This window comes from Streptomyces sp. NPDC050549 (assembly GCF_040655035.1).
In the GTDB taxonomy this organism is placed as follows: domain Bacteria; phylum Actinomycetota; class Actinomycetes; order Streptomycetales; family Streptomycetaceae; genus Streptomyces.
The window spans coordinates 53,276-71,414 of record NZ_JBFAJD010000021.1 but is presented as its reverse complement, the minus strand read 5'-3'; the positions used below and the strand labels follow the sequence as shown (position 1 = coordinate 71,414).

Here is an 18,139-nt window from a genome sequence, read left to right as displayed (position 1 = left end):
CGGTCAGGGGCAGCGCCGCCCGTTATGCGGTTCAGGAGAAAGAGAACTCTCCTCCGTAGTCGGTGTCGTGGTCGCGGTAGACGCTGTCGTAGCCGAGTTCGCTCGTGTCGACCACGCCGTCCTCGACCGAGAACTCGATCCAGACGCCGGGTCCGTCGATGCGTACGTAGTCGCCCGCGGTGTCCAGGTCGGTGGTGCCGGAGTAGGAGATGTAGGTGTCGTCGAGTTCCGACGTGTAGGTGCTCAGGGTGGACGCGGCGGTCGTGTCGTCCGCGGCCTCGACCCAGGGCGTGATGGCGTCGAGGATCAACTGCTGCTGGTCGTCGGTGAGTTCGCTGCCCGCGATGCCTTCCTTGGTGGTGGGGAAGCCGCCGTCGCCGGCCGGACCGAGCACGACGTCGGTGGTGGTGTCGGAGAGCTTCGCCTCGGTCAGCTCGTCGTCGGTCAGGCCTTCGAGCATCGACACCAGGCCGTCGTGCATCCCGGACAGGGGTGCGTAGGTGGTGTCGCCGTCGGTCCAGCTGACGGGTTCGCCGCCGGCGAAGTACGGGGTGGTGCCGACGACCTCGCCGTCCTTGTAGGTGAGGTTGAGGGCCAACTGGTGCCCGCCGAAGTGGAGTTGCCAGGTGCCGGTGGTGCTCGGGGTGCCGAGGAAGGCGAGGTAGTAGTTGCCGCTGCTGTAGCTGCTGTCGGTCTCGCCGAGGACGTCGTCGGCCGCGAGGATCTGGGAGATCTGGTCGTATCCGGTGTCGCTGCCGGTGCCCGTGGCGGCCTCGACCACCGCCTTGGCGGCGGCGAGTTGGGTGTCACCGAGCGAGCCGAGTTCGATGCCGACCCGGCAGGTCGCACCGCAGGAGAGGTTGGACCAGGCGACAGCGTTGGCCTGGGTGAAGTCGAGGAGTACGTCGGCCTGTTGGTCGTCGTCCAGGGTGTCGAGGAAGGTGTTGGCGGCGTCGACCACGTCCGAGACGGAGGTGCCGGTCCCGGCGGAGTTCGAGGGCACGACGGCGGACGGGCGGGCGGATCCGGGAGTGGACGGGGAGGTGGACCCGGGGCTGGACTGGGACGGGGATCCGGGGTCCGACGCGGAGGCGCTGCTGGACGGGTCGGACTGGACGGACGCGGCGTTCGCGTTGGCGTAGAGCCCGCCGCCGAGGAGTGCCGTCGCCGCCGCCAAGGCGCCCACCACCTTCCTGTGCCGTCCCAGAGACCTGCGGTGAGCGTTTTTGGTCTTCAATTCGATATCCCTTTCAGAGGTCTCGCCCTGAGGACTTCCAATGATTTTTTCCGGCGCCGGAAAAGATCTTCGGGGGAAATCCCTGCGGCATCGGCTTGGACGAGCCACATTCGATCGCCGAACACTGTGATTCACGCCTCCGAGTGCTTGGTATAGCGCATGATTTATCTTGAACTTACTTTGAGGGAGCGCGAGTTGACGGCGAGTTGAGAGGAGGCGTCCGGTACGTCAGCTGTTTGACCCTGCACAGGAACGGGCTCGCCTCCACGTGCCGCACCCCGTCGAGCCGGCCCAGGGGTCCGCTGAGGTAGTCGTAGAGCCCCGCCGTGTCCTTCACCACGGCCGTCACCACGATGTTGGACGGGCCGGCCGTCGCGGACGCGCAGGCGATCTCGTCGTGTGTGGCCAGTGCCTCGCCGACCGAGTGCAGCGAGGCGGGGGGCGCCGTGATCCACAGCACGGCCGCACGCGCGTACCGAAGACCTCGGAGTCGTACTCGATGTCGATGCACACCGCTCCGGAGCCGATCAGTGCGGCGAGGCGGCGCTTGACGGCGGACTCGGAGCGGCCGGTGGCGCGCTGGCGTTCGGGGTAGGTGGCGCGGCCGTCGCGTTCGAGTACGGCGATCAGGGCCTCGTCGTCCGGTTCGATGCGGGCGGGTCCCGGTGCCGGCGCCGGTTCGGGGAGCAGGGCGGCGATCTGGTCGTCCGCCAGCACTTCGAAGCGGCGGAGCCAGCCCGTGGGGCCGCCGTAGAAGCGGTGCAGCATCTGGTGGGCGCGGATGTCGAGGACGCTGGGGGTGCGCGGGAGTTTGCCGAGCAGGAGGTCGTCGTAGTCGCCGGGGGTGCGCGGGCGGGTCAGGCAGACGATCTCGGTGCCTTCGGAGGCGAGGCCGATCCACGCGGTGTCGGGGTCCCTGGCGAGGGCGTCGGCGCTGCGCGGGGCGTTCTCCGAGCACGCGCTGCGGGCCGCGTTCGCGTCGGGGCTCGACTCGGCGTTCGTGACGGCCGGGTTCGTCGGGACGGCGGCGGGCGCGCTGGTCCTCGTACTGGTCGGGGCCGGCCGCGCGGAGCGGGGCGGAGTGACGGAATCGGCCGCGCGGACGCTGAGTGAGGAGGAGACGGCGTCGCCCGGGTGACGTCGCACCAGGGGGGACGGCGGAGGTAGTCGGGTCGTACAGATTCAGTGGAGATTACGGGGCCGAAACCTACGGAACCGTAAGGATTTCTGTCCGACCCTTCCCCTTGTGAGCGTATTTTCCGGCGCTGACCAGTACGAACGTGAGCATCGTTCGGTTTCCGGCCCCCTCCCGCCCTTCCGCCCGGTGGGGTAGCTTTCACCGCGCTGTGGGGAGCGTCGACGAGAGCGGGGAGCGGGGTTTGCGCGAGTTCACCAACCCTCCGTTGGCGTTGGCGCCGCCGGTGGGCGGTCTGGCCGACGTCGTGTTCGAGCGCGCCCGGGAAGACCCCCTCCACGTGTCCCTCGGCCGCAAGGACGACCAGGACCGGTGGCGGGACGTGACCGCCGCCGAGTTCCGCGACGAGGTCCTCGCTCTCGCCAAGGGGCTGCTGGCCCGGGGCATCCGCTTCGGCGACCGGGTCGCGATCATGTCCCGCACCCGCTACGAGTGGACGCTGTTCGACTTCGCGCTGTGGACGATCGGCGCCCAGGTGGTGCCGGTCTACCCCACGTCGTCGGCCGAGCAGTGCTTCTGGATGCTGCACGACGCGCAGGTCTCGGCGGCCATGGTCGAGCACGAGGACCACGCGATGACCATCGCCACCGTCATCGACCGCCTGCCCGCGCTGCACCAGCTGTGGCAGCTGGACACGGGCGCCGTGCAGGAGCTCTACGACGCCGGCGCGCACATCGAGGACGAGGTGGTGCACCGGCACCGGCAGGCCGTCACCCCGGACTCGACCGCGACGATCATCTACACCTCGGGCACCACGGGCAGACCCAAGGGCTGTGTCATCTCGCACGGCAACTTCATGTACGAGGCGGACACCGTCATCGACCGCTGGGAGTCCGTCTTCCACTCGAAGAAGGGCGACGAGGCGGCGACCCTGCTGTTCCTGCCGCTGGCGCATGTCTTCGGGCGGATGGTGGAGGTCGCGGCGATCCGCGGCGGGGTGCGTTTCGGCCACCAGCCGCAGCTGAACGCCGCCGCCCTGCTGCCCGACCTGGTCGCGTTCAGGCCGACGTTCATCCTCGCCGTGCCGTACATCTTCGAGAAGGTCTTCAACGCGGCCCGCCGCAGGGCGGAGAAGGACGGCAAGTCGGGGCCGTTCGAGAAGGCCGTGGAGATCGCGGTGAAGTACGCGGACGCGATCGAGGAGAAGGCCTGGGGCATCGGCCCCGGCCCGTCCGCCGGGCTGCGGATGCAGCACCAGCTCTTCGACAAACTCGTCTACTCCAAGGTGCGGGCCGCCATGGGCGGCCGGATCCGCAACGCCATGTCCGGCGGATCGGCCATGGACCGCCGTCTCGGACTGTTCTTCGCCGGGGCCGGCGTGCAGATCTACGAGGGCTACGGCCTCACCGAGTCCACGGCCGCCGCGACCGCCAACCCGCCCGAGCGCACCCGCTACGGCACCGTCGGCCAGGCCGTCCCGGGTGTGACCGTGCACATCGCGGACGACGGCGAGATCTGGCTCAACGGCCCCAACGTCTTCCAGGGCTACCTCAACAACCAGAAGGCGACCGACGAGACCCTGCACGACGGCTGGCTCGCCACCGGCGACCTCGGTTCCCTCGACGAGGACGGCTATCTCACCATCACCGGGCGGAAGAAGGAGATCCTGGTGACCTCCGGCGGCAAGAGCGTCGCGCCGGGGCTTCTGGAGGAACGGGTGCGGGACCATCCGCTGGTCTCGCAGTGCATCGTCGTCGGCAACGACCGCCCCTACATCGCCGCCCTCGTCACCCTCGACCACGAGGCCGTCGAGCACTGGCTCACCATGCGCGGCAAACCCCGGATGACGCCGGCCGAGCTGGTGCGGGACGCCGACCTGGAGACCGAGGTGCGGCGCGCCGTGGTCGCCGCCAACACCCTGGTCTCCCAGGCCGAGTCGATCCGCACCTTCCGCATACTGGCCCAGCCCTTCACCGAGGAGCACGGCCTGCTGACCCCGTCCCTGAAGCTGAAGCGCAAGGCCATCGAGAATGCGTACGCCAATGAGGTCGAGGCGCTGTACCGCGCCTGAACTGCCCTTCTCCTAACCGATGTTGACGCGGAAGAGCTTGTCGGAGCCGGCCGGCTGGTTGCCGTTGTTGTCGCAGTTGGTGGTCGACAGCCACAGCTGGTCGGCGCCGGGGACCTTGGTGACCGTGCGCAGGCGGCCGTAGGTTCCGACGTAGTACGCCGTCGGGGTGCCGACGCTCTCGGTGTCGCCGTTGACCGGGATGCGCCACAGGCGTTCGCCGCGCAGGGACGCCATGTAGACGACGTTGCGGACGATCGCGATGCCGCTGGGCGAGGCCTCGTCGACGTTCCAGGTGGCCTTGGGGTTGGTCATGCCGGCGACGCCGCACGTCCCTTCGCAGGTGGGCCAGCCGTAGTTCGCGCCCGGTTTGACGAGGTTGAGTTCGTCCTTGGAGCTGTTGCCGAACTCCGCTTCCCACAGACGGCCGTTGCGGTCGAAGGCGAGGCCTTGCGGGTTGCGATGGCCGTAGGAGTAGACGTAGTTGCCGAACGGGTTGCCGGGGGCGGGTTTTCCGTCCGTCGTCATGCGCAGGATCTTGCCGTTGAGGGAGGTCTTGTCCTGGGCGAGGTCGGGGGTCTGGGCCTCGCCGGTGGAGACGTAGAGGTAGCCGTCGGGGCCGAAGGCGAGACGACCGCCGTTGTGGTAACGGTTCTTCTTGATGCCCTGGAGGAGGACCGTGTAGTCGGTGAGGGCGGTGCCGTTGTACGTCATGCGGACGACGCGGTTGCCCTCGGACGCGGTGTGCATGAAGTAGACGTAGTGGTTGGTGGCCCACTTCGGGTCGACGGCGACGCCGAGGAGGCCGCCCTCGCCGTTGGTGGTGACCGCGTTCGGCACGGTACCGACCTGGGTCCGGGTGCCGTCCTTGGTGGTCTTCCAGACCCGGAAGTCGTCCCGCTCGGTGACGAGCGCGCTCTGGCCGTCGGGCATCCAGTAGGTGCCCCACGGGATGGTCCAGCCGGTGGAGAGCGTCGCGACGGACGAGGGGACACCGCCGTCGCCCGCGCAGGCCTTCGTGGTGAAGGTGACGGTGTTGCTCGGCGCGGAGAGGTTGCCGGCCGCGTCACGGGCGACGACGTCGAGTGTGTACGGGCTGTCGCAGGCGAGGCCGGTGAGGGTGGTCGAGGTGCCGGTGGTGACCGTCTTGTAGACGGTGTCCCCGCTGCGGATGTCGTATGCAATAACCGCACGGTCGTCGGTGGATGCGCCCCACGTGAGGTCGACCGTATTCGATGTGATGTCGGCGGTCGACAAAGTACCGGGCTCGGTGGGCGGGGTGGTGTCGGAGCTGGGTTTCGTCGTGCAGTCGACGACCGGGCTGGCGGGCGAGGTGTTCCCGGCCGCGTCCCGGGCGATGACGGTGAGGTCGTAGGTGGTGTTCGGGGCGAGCCCGGTGAGGGCCTTGCTCGTCGAACTCCCGGGCGCCTCACCGATCTTGTTGCCGTGCTCGTAGAGGTCGTACACCGTGACGCCCACGTTGTCGGTCGAGGCGCCCCAGGTCAGTGTGAGGCCGTCCTCGCCGATGTCCGGGCAACTCGGCTGGCCCGGGCGGGTCGGGGCCTGTGCGTCGGTCGCGGTGCCGACACCGATGCGGTCGAGGTTGGGGCCGCCGTTCGCGGTGGTCGCGGTCGCCCTGATTTTTTCGGTGCCGGCCGTCAGCGGAACGTTCACGGTCTTCGTCGCCCACGTGTTCCAGTCGGCGGTCGCCGGGAAGGAGACAGCGGGCGCGACGACCGTACCGTTGACGGAGATGTCCAACGGGCGGTCGGCGGTGGTGCCGTTGGCGTAGCGGAGCGCGACCGACGCGGTGCCGGTGGCGGTGGCGCTCACCGTGAACTCCACGTAGGAACCGGTCACGTTGGTGTAGTCGACGAAGCCGGTGCCCGTGTAGCCGGTGTGGTTGGTGGCCACGGTGCCCTGGACGACGGTGGCGTCCTCGGCCTGGTAGTCGGTGCTCGCGGCGTGCGCGACGGGGCCGGTGAGACCGGCGAGCGGCACGGCGAGGGCCAGGGAGAGGCCCCACGCCAGGATTCTGTCGCGTTTCATGACTGTCCCCTCAGTCCGTCGTCGACCGGGTTCACCCGGATCAGGCGGGTCTCGCCCGGCCGTAGCGTCGCGCTGTACGAGTCCGCGATCGTGCCCTTGTGGGAGCCGGACCAGAGGTCGGTGACGTCACCGGAGCCGGTGAAGCCGACCTGCGACCAGTTCACGGAGACCGTCGCGCTGCCGGACGTACCGGTGTTGAACAGCGCGACCACGTAGGTGCCGTCGCTCTCGCGCTTGCTCCAGACCTGTTTGACACCGCTGTTCACCAGGCGTTTCGCGGCGACGCCGTCCTGGTCGACGCCGATGAGGCGGTCGTTGGTGAGCATCGCCTTGTCGACGGTGTCGAGGTGGGTGAGGTCGGTGCCGAGCAGGAGGGGCGAGCCCGCCATCGCCCACAGGGTGAAGTGCGAGCGGCGCTGGTCGGCCGTCAGACCCACCTGGTCGCCGTTGCCGACCTCCAGCGAGTCCAGGTCGTTCCAGCCGCCCGGTCCGGCGTACGGCTGCCAGGACGCGGCGGTGTTGAAGCGCGCGGAGACGTGCGACCAGTCGGTGAGCGGATAGCCGCTGCCGTTGGCGCCGGGTCCGCAGTAGCACTCGACGTCGCCCTGGGTGCGCCAACTGTTCGCGTACTGACGCCAGGTGGCGGCGTCCGCGATCGGAAGGTTGTTGGAGAGCGCGAAGTTGATGGGACGACCTGTCGCCCGTAGCGCCTTGTCCCAGGCCTGGACGTCCGGGATGTCGGCACTGCCCACGCCGTCGATCTTCAGGTGGTCGACGCCCCAGGAGGCGAACTGTTTCGCCCACGAGTCGACGAACTCCTGCGCGCCGGGCTTTCCGTAGTCGATGTAGTACATGTTCTTGCAGTTGTAGTTCTTCTCGGTCCTGGTCGTGTCCGCGATGTCCTTCGCGTGGTACGGCGTGCCCTCGATCGGGGTGTTGGCGGTGACCGCGTTCTTGGCGATGCCCGGGGTGACGTAGAAGCCGAACTTGAGTCCCTTGGAGTGGATGTAGTCGGCCAACTCCTTGACCCCGGACGGGAACTTGGCCGGGTCGACGGCCCAGCGGCCGTAGGAGTCGACGGTGAAGCCGTTGGTGTCGCACTTCTGCCAGAAGTCGTCGAGGTTGACGTACACGAAGCCGTGGTCGTCGAGGCCGCTCGCCACCAGGGCGTCGGCCTGGGCCTTGATCTTCGCCTCGGTGGGGGTGCGGCGGACGTAGCTCCAGCTGCTCCAGCCCATGGCGGGGCGCAGGGACTGGCCGTTGTCCGACATGGGGGTGAGGGTCGCGGGCGTCGCGTAGGACGTGCCGATCCAGGCCTCGTCGATCCGCAGCCGCTTGTAGCGGGTGGTGTCGGTGGCGGCGGCCCAGGTGGAGTCGACTTCGAGCCGGACATGGCGGGCGTTGGCGGCTGTGAGGTCAATGCCCTGGATTCCGCGGCGACTTGGCAGCTCGCCGGTCTTGACCGCGCTCCCCCAGTTGGTGCCGTCGTTGCTGAGGAACACCTTGTACGCCTTGATCCGCGCCGACTGCTCGGTGTCGGAGCGGGCGTAGGCCACGGAGTCCTCGCGCTGGTTGAGCCCGATGTACTGCACCTTCTTCGAACTGCCCAGGTCGAAGGTGAGGTTGACGGGCAGGGTCTTGTCGTTGTCCCAGTAGGTGAGGTGAGTCCCGTCCCCGGCGGCCGATCCCGGGTGTCCGCTCGCCGAGGCGCTCGCGCTGACGGTGACGCCGGACAGGATGCCCTGGCGGCCGGCGGTCGTGACCTTGAAGACGGTGTCGTACGGGTCCCAGCCGCCGAGCCCGGTGAGCGTGAGCACTCCGCCGGACTGGGACCACGAAATCGCCGCGCCGGTACGGAGGTTGGTGACGGAGACGATGCGGTAGCCGTTGTCGCGGACGCGCAGGGTGCTGGTGCCGGGCGGGGTCAGGACGTGGATGTACTGGAGGTCGGGGTCGGTCCGGCTGATCGTGGTGACGCCGTGGGCGCCGTCGTTCCAGAAGCCGGGTTTGAGGCCGCCGTACATGTAGCCGCCGCCCTCGGTGCCGTGCAGGGATTCCCAGATCGGGTCGAGGTAGGAGTTCGCGAAGTTGTTGAAGGCAGCCTGGTTGGCCGGGAACTTGCCGTTGACCTGGGCGGTCTCCGCCATCAGCGCCTTCACCGAGGAGCCCGTGTTGGTGACGAGGCGGCCGAGGGTGAGGGCGCGGTCGACGGACGGGTCGGAGCCGTCGTACCACCAGGCGCCGGTCGACGGGAGCTTGAAGTCGGCTTCCGTCAGGCGGGGTTGTGCGGTGTATACAGCCTGCGGGTAGTCGTATGCGGGCGACATTCCCGTCTTCTGCTCATTGCTGATCATGTCCATGATCGGGGTGTCTTCGTTGTTGTTGCTGAGCGTGTAGCTCGGGCGCTTCTGATAGATCTGCTGGTAGAGGTCGTGGCTCTCCCAGTACGCGTTGTCGTTGTCGATCCAGAAGCCGCCGAGGTCGGGATAGCGGTCCATGACCTCGAAGAAGTTGTCGTAGCTGAACTGTCCGAAGCCGTCGCGGGTGGTCAGGTCGACGTTCTTGCCCTTGTAGGCGGAGTAGGCGGCCGAGTCGAGCCACTCGTGGCCGCCCTCGTCGTGCCACTGCGGGTCGTCGGTCATGTAGAGGACGACCTTCATGCCCTTGGCCTTCGCGGCGGTGATCAACTCGCCGAGGAAGTCCCGCTTCGTGGAGCAGGATCCGGGGATCTTCGAGGGCCAGGGGCGGGCGTAGCCGAGGCGGCTGTGGAAGGTCGCCAGTACGAGGTATTGCGTATGCAGCTTCCGGGCCTCGTTCACCCAGTAGTCGGGTGTCCAGCCGCCGTTCGTGACGTCGTTCTCCCACGCGGTGCAACTGGTGTGGGCGGGCGCGGTGCGCAGGCCCCAGTGCAGGAAGAGGCCACCGACCGAGCCCCGGAGGAAGTCCTGGCGGGGGTTCTCCAGGTCGAGCGGGCGGGCGGGGGCACCGGGCGAGCGGACGGGCGTGGCCGCGCAGTTCTCGGTGGAGCCGGTGCTGGAGAGGCGTGGCGCGCCGGCGCCGCTGACGCAGTAGCCGTTCACGTCCTGGAAGCCCAGGTCGTAGGGCGAGTCGGTGCCGCGCTGGGCGGTGAAGCCGGTGAAGCGGATGCCGCTCGCCGCGTTCGCGATGACCGCCGGTCGGCCGTCGTTCGCCGCGAACTTCACCGAGCTGTCGGTGAATTGGACGTTGTCGGCGTCGTGCAGATACCAGCCGTAGGCCGGCCGGGTGCCGATGGCCTTCGGGTTGTAGTCCTTGGGGTCGTTGTTCGGCACGCCGGTGGACATGGTGCCGTTGCCGCCGGGGACGGTGATGTCGACGTTCGTGAAGGTGATCCCGCTGATGCGGTGGCCGTTCTCGCCCCACAGGGTCGGGCTGAAGGAGGGGCTGTTGCCGGTGGCGGTGATGTTGTCGTAGGTGACGTCGCTGATCGAACCGACGCCCGGACTGTCGCCGCAGCGCTTTCGGGTGCCGATCTTCTCCATGATCGGTGAGTGGACGCCTGTCATGGTGATGTCGCGGTAGTGGACGTCGGAGATCTTCGCGCCGTCCATGGAGACCATGCCGAGGCCGGACTTGTCGGCGCCCTCGATCCGGATCTTCTGGAACTGGTAGTCCGTGAAGTCGCCGCAGGTCTCGGAGCCGAACATGAGCGCGTTGCAGCACTTGGCCGACAGATACGAATCGCTCACGCGCACATGGCCGTTGGGGAGTTTGGCGCCGAGCGCGTAGTCGCTCTTGAAGACGAGCGCGTCGTCGTTCGCCTTGATGTCGGCATTGGTGACGGTGACGTTCGTCGTGGAGATGATGTTCCAGCCGTCACGGTCGCTCGCGGTGTCGATGGTCAGCCGGTCCGAGGTGACGTTCGTGCAGCCGTTGATCAGCGCGGCGAAGTGGCCGCCCCGGCGCAGGGTCAGCCCGTCGCCGATCCGGAGTCCGTCGCAGCGCGTCAGCGACAGGATCTTGTCGGCCTCGCCGGACTTGGGGTTGCCGGTGATCAGGTTGCCGAGCCCGTCGATGACCCCGCCGCCGACGAAGCCGATGTTCGTGAGCCGGTCGCCGTAGATCATCGCGTTGCGGAAGTGACTGTGCCCGTAGTCCTGGTACTGGTCGTACGGGTTGGCCTCGGGGGCGTCGTAGGTGTCGGCGGACGAGCCCTGGATCGTGGCGCCGGTGTCGATCTGGAGCGTCACGTTGCTCTTCATGTGGATGGTGTTCTTGGACTTGTAGGTGCCGGCGGGGAACCGGACCGTGCCGCCGCCGGCCGAATTGGCCGCCGTGATGGCCTTGTTGACGGCCGGGGTGTCGTTGGCGGAACCGTCGCCCTTGGCACCGTAGTCGCGGACGTCGTAGACGGCGGCGGGACGGCTCGGCGTCGCGGAAGGTGCCGCCGCGAGGGCCGAGGGGTGGGCGAGGCCGAGGACGACGGCGAACGCGAAGAACACGCTCGCCGCCCAACTCCGTTTGTACATGGGAGGTTTCATGCGGGACTTCGTGGGGGGTTTCACGGAAGGGGCTCCTCACACGAGTTGGTAGCCGCGGAGATCGGTGAGCAGGAGGTAGGTGTCCTGAAGGGACCCGGAGGTGTCGCCCAGGGAGCGGTAGATGCCCCACTTGGGGCGGACCCGGTCGGCGAGGAAGGTGTCGACGCCGGTCCTCGACTCGTCGATCACGGTCGTGGAACCGGACTTGAGGATCCAGCGGACCGAACCGGCCGTGCCGTTGCCGACCTTGATCTGGAAGTCGACGTCGGTCCAGCGGTCGTGCAGCGGATCGAGGTCGGTACGGCCGACCAGGACACCGGCGACGGGAAGGTTCAGCTCGATGGTCTGCACGCCGTTCACGCGTCGCAGCGACTGGACGACGATCGGCGAGGTGCCGTTGCCGGGCTGCTTCATCTGCATGATGTGCGTGAAGGTCGTGGTCGCCTTCAGGGAGCTGGGGATGTACATCGAGTACGTGAGCCGCCAGGTCTGCCCCTGGGTCCACTTGAGGTAGCTGCTGCCGGTGCGCAGGCCGGTGACCTCCTGGCGCTGCCGGTCGGTCGACGTGTCGCGGTCGACCGTATGCATGGTGAAGCGCCAGTCGTTCCCGGTGGCGTAGATGTGCGGGTGCCCGGCCGGGTGCGAGTCGGCGCGGTCGTCCTCGACGGTCTCGAAGGCGCCGAGGCCGTCGCCGCTCGCGGTCGGCGCCCACTTCTGCTGCCAGGAGGCGGCGTGCGCGGAGGTGGCGGCGGACAGGCCGACCGCCGCGCCGGCGGCTCCGCCGAGGGCGGCTCCGAGAACCGCCCTTCTGGATGCGCTCATGACACTAATCACCTCGCAGTTGTTCGTTCATGATCAGAAAGGCGCCCAGGCCGTGGAAGTCGTTCACGGCCCGGGTACGGGCGACGTAGTACGCGTAGTCGCCGACGTTGGTGCCGATGGAGATGTCCGAGAGGTCGGTGCGGCCGTCGGTGCCGACCGAGAGGCGCGCGAGGACGCCCTCGTAGCCGCGCCGGGCGACGTCGGCGAAGTGCCGGTCGAGATAGCCCTGTTGGGCGCCGCGCGAGAGGGCGTAGGTGAACATGCTGGAGCAGGACGTCTCGGTCCAGTTGTCGCCGCGGGCGCCCTTGTCCACGACCTGGAACCAGCGGCCGGTCGCCGGGTCCTGGTACTTCTCCAGACCGGTCGCCAACCGGCGGAAGATGGCGAGGAGTTGGGGCCGCCGCGGATGGTCGGCGGGGAGTGCGTCGAGGACGTTCGTGATGGCCATCGCGTACCAGCCGACCGCGCGGCACCAGTGTTCCGGGGCGAGTCCGGTGCCGGGGTCGGCCCAGCTCGCGGTGCGCGATTCGTCGTAGGCGTGCTTCAACAGGCCGTTCGCGACCTGGAGATGGCTGCCGTAGACGTAGAGCTGCTTGGACGCCTCGTCGTTCGTGTAGGCGCTGTCGCCGAACTCCTGGCCGTACTCGACGAGGAACGGGTTCACCATGTAGACGCCGTCCGCCCAGAGTTGATGGGCGCGGCTGCTGCTGTCGGCGTGCCAGAAGCCGCCGTCGCTCGTGCGCGGGTAGGTGTCGAGGCGGTCGCGGATCTTCTTGGCCGCCTTGCGGTAGCGGTCCTGGCCGGTCTCGTGGTGCAGGATCACCAGGAGGCGGCCGGCCTGCATGCTGTCGAGGCTGTTGAAGGACTGGTCGATCGAGCCGTCGCTCTTCACGAAACGGTCGACGTAGCTCTTGATGTAGGCCAGGTAGCGGGCGTCGTGCGTACGTCTGTACGTCAGGTACTGGCCGTAGAGGTAGAGGCCGACCGGGTAGGACCAGCCGCCGATGGTGCTCGGTGTGTAGCGGGCCGTCGTGGAGTCGACCACGGCCACGGACCAGTCGGGCGCGGCGGCCGGGCGGCTCGCCGCCACCGCCGTTTCGAGCGGCGGGGCCGCTCCGGTCAGGTTGACGGTGGCGAGGGCTGCCGCGGTCAGGGCCGCTCGCAGTCGTCGGCGTCTCATGTTCCTTCCTTTCGAGTGGGGTCGGTTCGGGCGCTCCCGGCGGCTTCGGCACGCTCGGGCGGAGTGCATGGGGCCGTCGACTCGATGGAGCCGCGGCCTCGGCCGCCATCGCTCTTGACCGACTGATCAGTTTGAACGGGTCGCGGAAACGCCCGCCGGCCATCAGCGGTCCGTGCGCCGTGCGGCCGTGGCGGACGATGCCTTCACCACACCTTTTCATCCGATGTTTCCTGCATACAATGTTCCGTCTGGAGGATCCCGGGCAGCGTCCTGCTCATGCGCGCAAACCTGCTCTCCTGAGGGGTGAGGGTCTCGAAGCCCAGACAGGTGCCGGTGTTCACAGGGTTGTTCACATGGACGCACCGCGTTCACGGACACGTCCGGTGGCGTGCTTCAGCGTCGCGGCATGACGGTCCGCGGTCAATGGTCCGGACCGAATAAGGTCGGATGCATTTCTCGCCAATCTCGGGCCGACGACACCGGACGGCCGCTCGGTCCGGACGGATTTCGCGGTCAGGAATGCACCACGGCCCGTGATCGTTGACGATGGGGAGTACCCACCCGACGACTGAAGGATCGAGAGCTCGTGAGCAGCAAGGTCCCCCCGATCATCCTCAACAACGGTGTCGAGATGCCCCAGCTGGGCTTCGGCGTCTGGCAGGTGCCGGACGACGAGGCGGAGCGGGCGGTGGCCACGGCGCTGGAGGCCGGGTACCGCAGCATCGACACGGCTGCGATCTACGGCAACGAAGAGGGCACCGGAAAGGCCATCACCTCCTCCGGCGTCCCGCGCGAGGAGCTCTTCGTCACCACCAAGCTCTGGAACACCGACCACGGGTACGACGCCACCCTGCGCGCGTTCGACGTGTCCCTGGAGAAGCTCGGCCTTGAGTACCTGGATCTGTATCTGATCCACTGGCCCACCCCGGCCCGGGACAAGTACATCGACAGCTACAAGGCGTTCGAGAAGCTGCACGCGGACGGCCGGGTGCGCGCCATCGGCGTCTCCAACTTCGAACCCGACCACCTGGAGCGGCTGATCGACCAGACCTCGGTCATCCCGGCGGTCGACCAGATCGAGCTGCACCCGCAGCTCCAGCAGCGGGCCGGGCGCGAGTACCACGCGGAGCAGGGCATTGCGACCGAGGCCTGGTCGCCGCTCGGTTCGGGCCGGGGTCTGCTGGAGGTTCCGGCGATCGTCGCCATCGCACAGAAGCACGGCCGCACCCCTGCCCAGATCGTGCTGCGCTGGCACATCCAGCTGGGCAACGTGGTGATCCCCAAGTCCGTGACGCCGTCGCGGATCAAGGAGAACATCGAGGTCTTCGACTTCAGCCTGGACACCGAGGACCTCGCGGCGATCAGCGCGCTGAACGAGGACCGGCGACTGGGTCCCGATCCGTCGACGTTCAACGTGGGCTGAACCCAGCGGTACGAAGCGCCCCGGAGTCCAACTCCGGGGCGCTTCTCGTCACTTGGTTCGGACCAGGGTCTTGACGCGAGCATGCCTATGGGCCACCTTGTTGCGCACCCGGTAAGGAAACTTTCCTAACAGAAGGGTCCCCCACAGTGCGCATCCGAACACTGACCCTCGCCGCGGCGTCAGGTGCCGCCCTGCTCGCCGCCGGAGTGCTCCCCGCGAGCGCCTCCGGCGCCACCCCGAAGTCGGCACAGGAGGGCACGGTCAGCGCGGCCGATCTGCTCTCCAAGGTGACGTCCTGCTCGCAGATATCGAACGGCAAGTACCGCACCGACGACGAGACTTCGGCCACCATCCCGGTCTGCGGCAAGAACGGCGCCGTGTTCTGGAAGGCCGACATGGACATCGACTGCGACGGCCAGCGCACCTCGAAGTGCAACGAGAACGCCGACCCCTGGTACCAGGACGACACGGCGTTCCACCAGTCGAACGGCCAGCCACTGAAGGCGGATTCACTGCCCTACATCGTGGTGCCCAGCTCCAGCAGCATCTGGAAGTACTCCAGCTACGGCATCAAGGGCGGCGGCGTGGTCGCCGTGATCTACAACAACAAGGTCGAGTACGCCGTCGTCGGCGACACCGGCCCCACCAACATCATCGGCGAGGCCTCCTACGCCACCGCGAGCGCCCTCGGCATCGACCCCGACCCGGCGACCGGCGGCGCCGACTCCGGCGTGACGTACATCCTGTTCAAGAACTCGACGGTCTCTCCCATCGAGAGCCACAGCGCGGCGGTCTCGCTCGGCGACCAGCTGGCGAAGCAGTTCCTCCAGAACAACTAGTGTGCGGGTGGGGCCCGTTCCCACGAAGCCCGTTGTCACGATCGGTCGGTTCGCGGCAACGGGCCTCGCTCGTCGGCGAGTTGAGCGGGCTGTGTCAGTTGGGCTGGCCGATCGGCCGTACGACCACGGTGTTGATGTCGACACCGGCGGGCTGGCGGATCGCCCACAGGATCGTGTCGGCGATGTGGTCGGCGGTCAGCAGACGGCCGGGCGGCGGGCTGCCGTTGCCGTCCCAGAACGGGGTCTCCACCCGGCCCGGGGCGACCAGCGTCACCCCGATGCCGAACTCCGTGACCTCGCGCCGGGTGTTCTCGGCAAGACCGGTCATCGCCCACTTGGTGGCGCCGTAGATGTTGCCGGGCGTGTGCACGAACCCGGCGACGCTGCCGATCAGCACGATCCGGCCGTGCGTCTGCTTCAGCGCGTCGACGGACGCCCGGATCAGGAGGGCGGGCCCGAGGACATTGGTCAGCACCATCTCGGTCCACCCGGCCGGGTCGCCCTCGGCGACCGAGTCGTGCGTGGCGACACCGGCGTTGGCGACGACCGCGTCGAGCCGCCCGAACTGTTTCAGCGTCGTCTCGACGGCAGCCTGTACCTGGTCGTACTCGGAGGCACTGCCGGGAATCGTCAACAGGCCCGTGGGGTGTCCCAGTTGACCGGCGAAGGCGTGCAGCCGCTGCTCGCTGCGGCCGGTGACGGCCACCCGGCCGCCGGCACTGAGGAGTTGTCTCGCGACGGCCGCGCCGATCCCGCTGCCGCCGCCGGTTATGAGCGCGACATGAGAGTTGTCGTTCATGGTGATGTGGTCCCCCCGTGGGTCGGTGAACTCCGCATTTTGGGAAGGGCAGTTCATCACCTTGAGCACTCCCGAAGTCAAGCCGCCGAGATCACGGGCCGTTCACACGGGCCGCACCGCCGTGTGCACGGTGTGCGCGGCGAGCACGAACACATCGGCACGCCGGTGCACACCGGCCGGGTCCTGCGGGTCGACCAGCCGGTCGAGGGTGGCCCGGTCCTCTGCGCCCAGGGCGTCGCCGTAGACGTCACGGACCCGGGTCAGCCAGGTCGCGACATAGGCGCGGACCCGGTCCGGGGCCGGCGCGGGCAGGTCGAGGAGGAAGCTGCGGCTGCCGGTGTACTTCAGTCCGGCCGAGGTCAGCAGGGCGGACCAGTCCTCGGTCTCGGTGACGGCGCCCGGGAGGTCGGCGCGCATCTGCGCGAACCACTCGGCCTCGATCGCGTCGATCCGCGCCTCCAGGCCCGGGCGGCCGATGCCGAAGTCGCGCGGCAGGAACCGGGAGGGCAGCCCGCCCTCCATGACGGCGAGGGTGCCACCCGGGGCGAGCCGCTGCGCGAACGCGGCGAGACCGGCGCGCTGGTCACCGAGATGGTGCAGGCTGCGGCTGGCCCACAGCAGGTCGGCCGGGTACTCCAACTCCCCCAGGACATCGGGCAGTTCACCGGTCAGCGTGCCGAAGCGGTCACCGAAGCCCAGCCGCTCGGCACGGGCGCGGGCCCGCTCCAGGAGTGGTGCGGATCCGTCCACCGCCACGACCCGGGCGCCCGGAAACGTCTCCGCGAACAGACCCGCGACCACACCCGGCCCGCTGCCCGCGTCGACGATCAGCCCCGGGTCGGTCCGCTCCTTCGCCAGCCAGGCCATGGCCCGCTCGTACAGCGGCGCGAACAGCTCCGCCTGCGACTCCAGGAGCGGGCCCATGACGGCCCAGTCGATGTCGGTGTGGTCGTGGCGGTGGTAGCCCGGGCCGGGCTTGTGGTCCTGCCCCACGCCGGGCCCGTGGTCCTGCTCGTGGTCGTGCCGGTGGTCCGGGTTCTGGCAGGGCCTGTGGTCGTGATCGTGCTCGTGCGCCATGGTGGTCAGCCTCTCGTCCGGGTGCCGCCAGCCTGCGCCGACGCACCGTCCGACGGCCACTTCCGTTGCCGAAGCGGCAAAAAATGGGGTGCGGCGGAGGCCGTCGGTCGCCGAGCATGCCCGTATGGACGACCTGCTGCTGGAACGCTTCCTCGAAGACGGGTTCGTGAAGATCGAGGGCGCCTTCCCGCCGCGTGTCGCCGCCGACTGCGCGCGACTGCTGTGGCGGGAGACGGGCTACGACCCCGACGACCCGGGCACCTGGAAGGACCCCGTGGTCTGGGTACCGGGCATGGGCCAGGGCCCGTTCGCCGCGGCCGCCAACTCCCCCGCCCTGCACGAGGCGTTCGACCTCCTGGTGGGCGAGGGACGCTGGGCGACGCGCTACGGCCTCGGCGCCTTCCCGCTGCGCTTCCCGCACGAGGACGAACCCGACGACGCCGGCTGGCACATCGACGGGAGCTACACCCCCGAGGGCGAGACCTGGCCGTTCGCCAACCTGCGCTCGCGGGACCGGGCGCTGCTGATGCTGTTCCTGTTCAGCGAGGTGACCGAGGACAACGCCCCGACCCGCATCCGCGTCGGCTCGCACCTCGACGTCCCGCCACTCCTGGAACCGTACGGCGAGGCGGGGGTGTCCGGTCTGCGGATCGCCCCGCAACTGGTCGAGGCCACCGCCCACCGCCCGCTCGCGTACGCCACCGGCAGCCCCGGTGACGTGTACCTGTGCCATCCCTTCCTGGTCCATGCCGCCCAGCCGAACCACGGCACCCGGCCGCGTTTCCTGGCGCAGCCACCGCTGGATCCGGCGGTCCCCTTCGAGCTGGAACGTCCTGACGGCGACTACTCGGCGGTGGAGTTCGCGATCCGCCGGGGGCTGGGCGGGCAGGGCTGACCCCCGCGCCCTTGGGGGCGGGGCGCGGGGGTGTATGCCATGTGCGATGCGATACGCGATTACTGTGTGCGATTGCTGTAGGCGTTCGCTGTATG

11 protein-coding genes and 1 pseudogene are annotated in these 18,139 nt (G+C 68.7%); 4 read left to right on the top strand and 8 right to left on the bottom strand.

Features of this window, described 5'->3' with window-relative positions:
- Positions 1 to 31 precede the first annotated feature (31 nt).
- Together AB0I51_RS28075 and AB0I51_RS28070 are read right to left on the bottom strand one after the other, a co-directional pair.
- Positions 32 to 1,177, bottom strand: coding sequence for a DUF3500 domain-containing protein (locus AB0I51_RS28075; protein WP_362979730.1), 1,146 nt, complete (start codon positions 1,175 to 1,177; stop codon positions 32 to 34).
- A 235-nt stretch (positions 1,178 to 1,412) separates the two neighbouring features.
- Positions 1,413 to 2,188: pseudogene (locus AB0I51_RS28070) on the bottom strand (Lrp/AsnC family transcriptional regulator); the annotation flags it as partial.
- A 428-nt stretch (positions 2,189 to 2,616) separates the two neighbouring features.
- Here AB0I51_RS28070 and AB0I51_RS28065 point away from each other — a divergent pair.
- The gene (locus AB0I51_RS28065) at positions 2,617 to 4,443 is read left to right on the top strand and encodes a long-chain fatty acid--CoA ligase (protein ID WP_362979728.1); all 1,827 of its coding nucleotides are present in this window, start codon (positions 2,617 to 2,619) and stop codon (positions 4,441 to 4,443) included.
- Positions 4,444 to 4,455: 12 nt separating this feature from the next.
- On the opposite strand, the gene AB0I51_RS28060 is transcribed toward AB0I51_RS28065, so the two are convergent.
- The 4 genes from AB0I51_RS28060 to AB0I51_RS28045 are packed head-to-tail and all read right to left on the bottom strand — an operon-like array spanning position 4,456 to position 13,011.
- A complete protein-coding gene (locus AB0I51_RS28060) occupies positions 4,456 to 6,489 on the bottom strand; it encodes a PQQ-dependent sugar dehydrogenase (RefSeq protein WP_362979726.1) in 2,034 nt (677 codons plus the stop codon).
- Positions 6,486 to 11,009, bottom strand: a complete 4,524-nt coding sequence (locus AB0I51_RS28055; protein ID WP_362979724.1) for a glycosyl hydrolase family 28 protein — start codon at positions 11,007 to 11,009, stop codon at positions 6,486 to 6,488. Before AB0I51_RS28055 ends, AB0I51_RS28060 begins: the two co-directional genes overlap by 4 nt.
- A gap of 36 nt (positions 11,010 to 11,045) precedes the next feature.
- On the bottom strand, positions 11,046 to 11,831 hold the full coding sequence (locus AB0I51_RS28050) for a Tat pathway signal sequence domain protein (RefSeq protein WP_362979722.1): 786 nt from the start codon (positions 11,829 to 11,831) through the stop codon (positions 11,046 to 11,048).
- A 4-nt stretch (positions 11,832 to 11,835) separates the two neighbouring features.
- On the bottom strand, positions 11,836 to 13,011 hold the full coding sequence (locus AB0I51_RS28045; RefSeq protein WP_362979720.1) for a glycoside hydrolase family 88 protein: 1,176 nt from the start codon (positions 13,009 to 13,011) through the stop codon (positions 11,836 to 11,838).
- Positions 13,012 to 13,597: 586 nt separating this feature from the next.
- Here AB0I51_RS28045 and AB0I51_RS28040 point away from each other — a divergent pair.
- A complete protein-coding gene (locus tag AB0I51_RS28040; protein ID WP_362979718.1) occupies positions 13,598 to 14,434 on the top strand; it encodes an aldo/keto reductase in 837 nt (278 codons plus the stop codon).
- Between the two features lie 146 nt (positions 14,435 to 14,580).
- Positions 14,581 to 15,273, top strand: a complete 693-nt coding sequence (locus AB0I51_RS28035; protein WP_362979716.1) for a glycoside hydrolase family 75 protein — start codon at positions 14,581 to 14,583, stop codon at positions 15,271 to 15,273.
- Between the two features lie 94 nt (positions 15,274 to 15,367).
- On the opposite strand, the gene AB0I51_RS28030 is transcribed toward AB0I51_RS28035, so the two are convergent.
- Both AB0I51_RS28030 and AB0I51_RS28025 read right to left on the bottom strand, forming a co-directional pair.
- Complete coding sequence (locus AB0I51_RS28030) at positions 15,368 to 16,072, bottom strand: SDR family oxidoreductase (protein ID WP_362979714.1); 705 nt, start codon at positions 16,070 to 16,072, stop codon at positions 15,368 to 15,370.
- A gap of 102 nt (positions 16,073 to 16,174) precedes the next feature.
- Complete coding sequence (locus AB0I51_RS28025; RefSeq protein ID WP_362979871.1) at positions 16,175 to 16,996, bottom strand: methyltransferase; 822 nt, start codon at positions 16,994 to 16,996, stop codon at positions 16,175 to 16,177.
- Positions 16,997 to 17,273: 277 nt separating this feature from the next.
- Here AB0I51_RS28025 and AB0I51_RS28020 point away from each other — a divergent pair, with 277 nt between their 5' ends.
- Positions 17,274 to 18,044, top strand: a complete 771-nt coding sequence (locus AB0I51_RS28020) for a phytanoyl-CoA dioxygenase family protein (RefSeq protein WP_362979712.1) — start codon at positions 17,274 to 17,276, stop codon at positions 18,042 to 18,044.
- Positions 18,045 to 18,139: the final 95 nt, after the last annotated feature.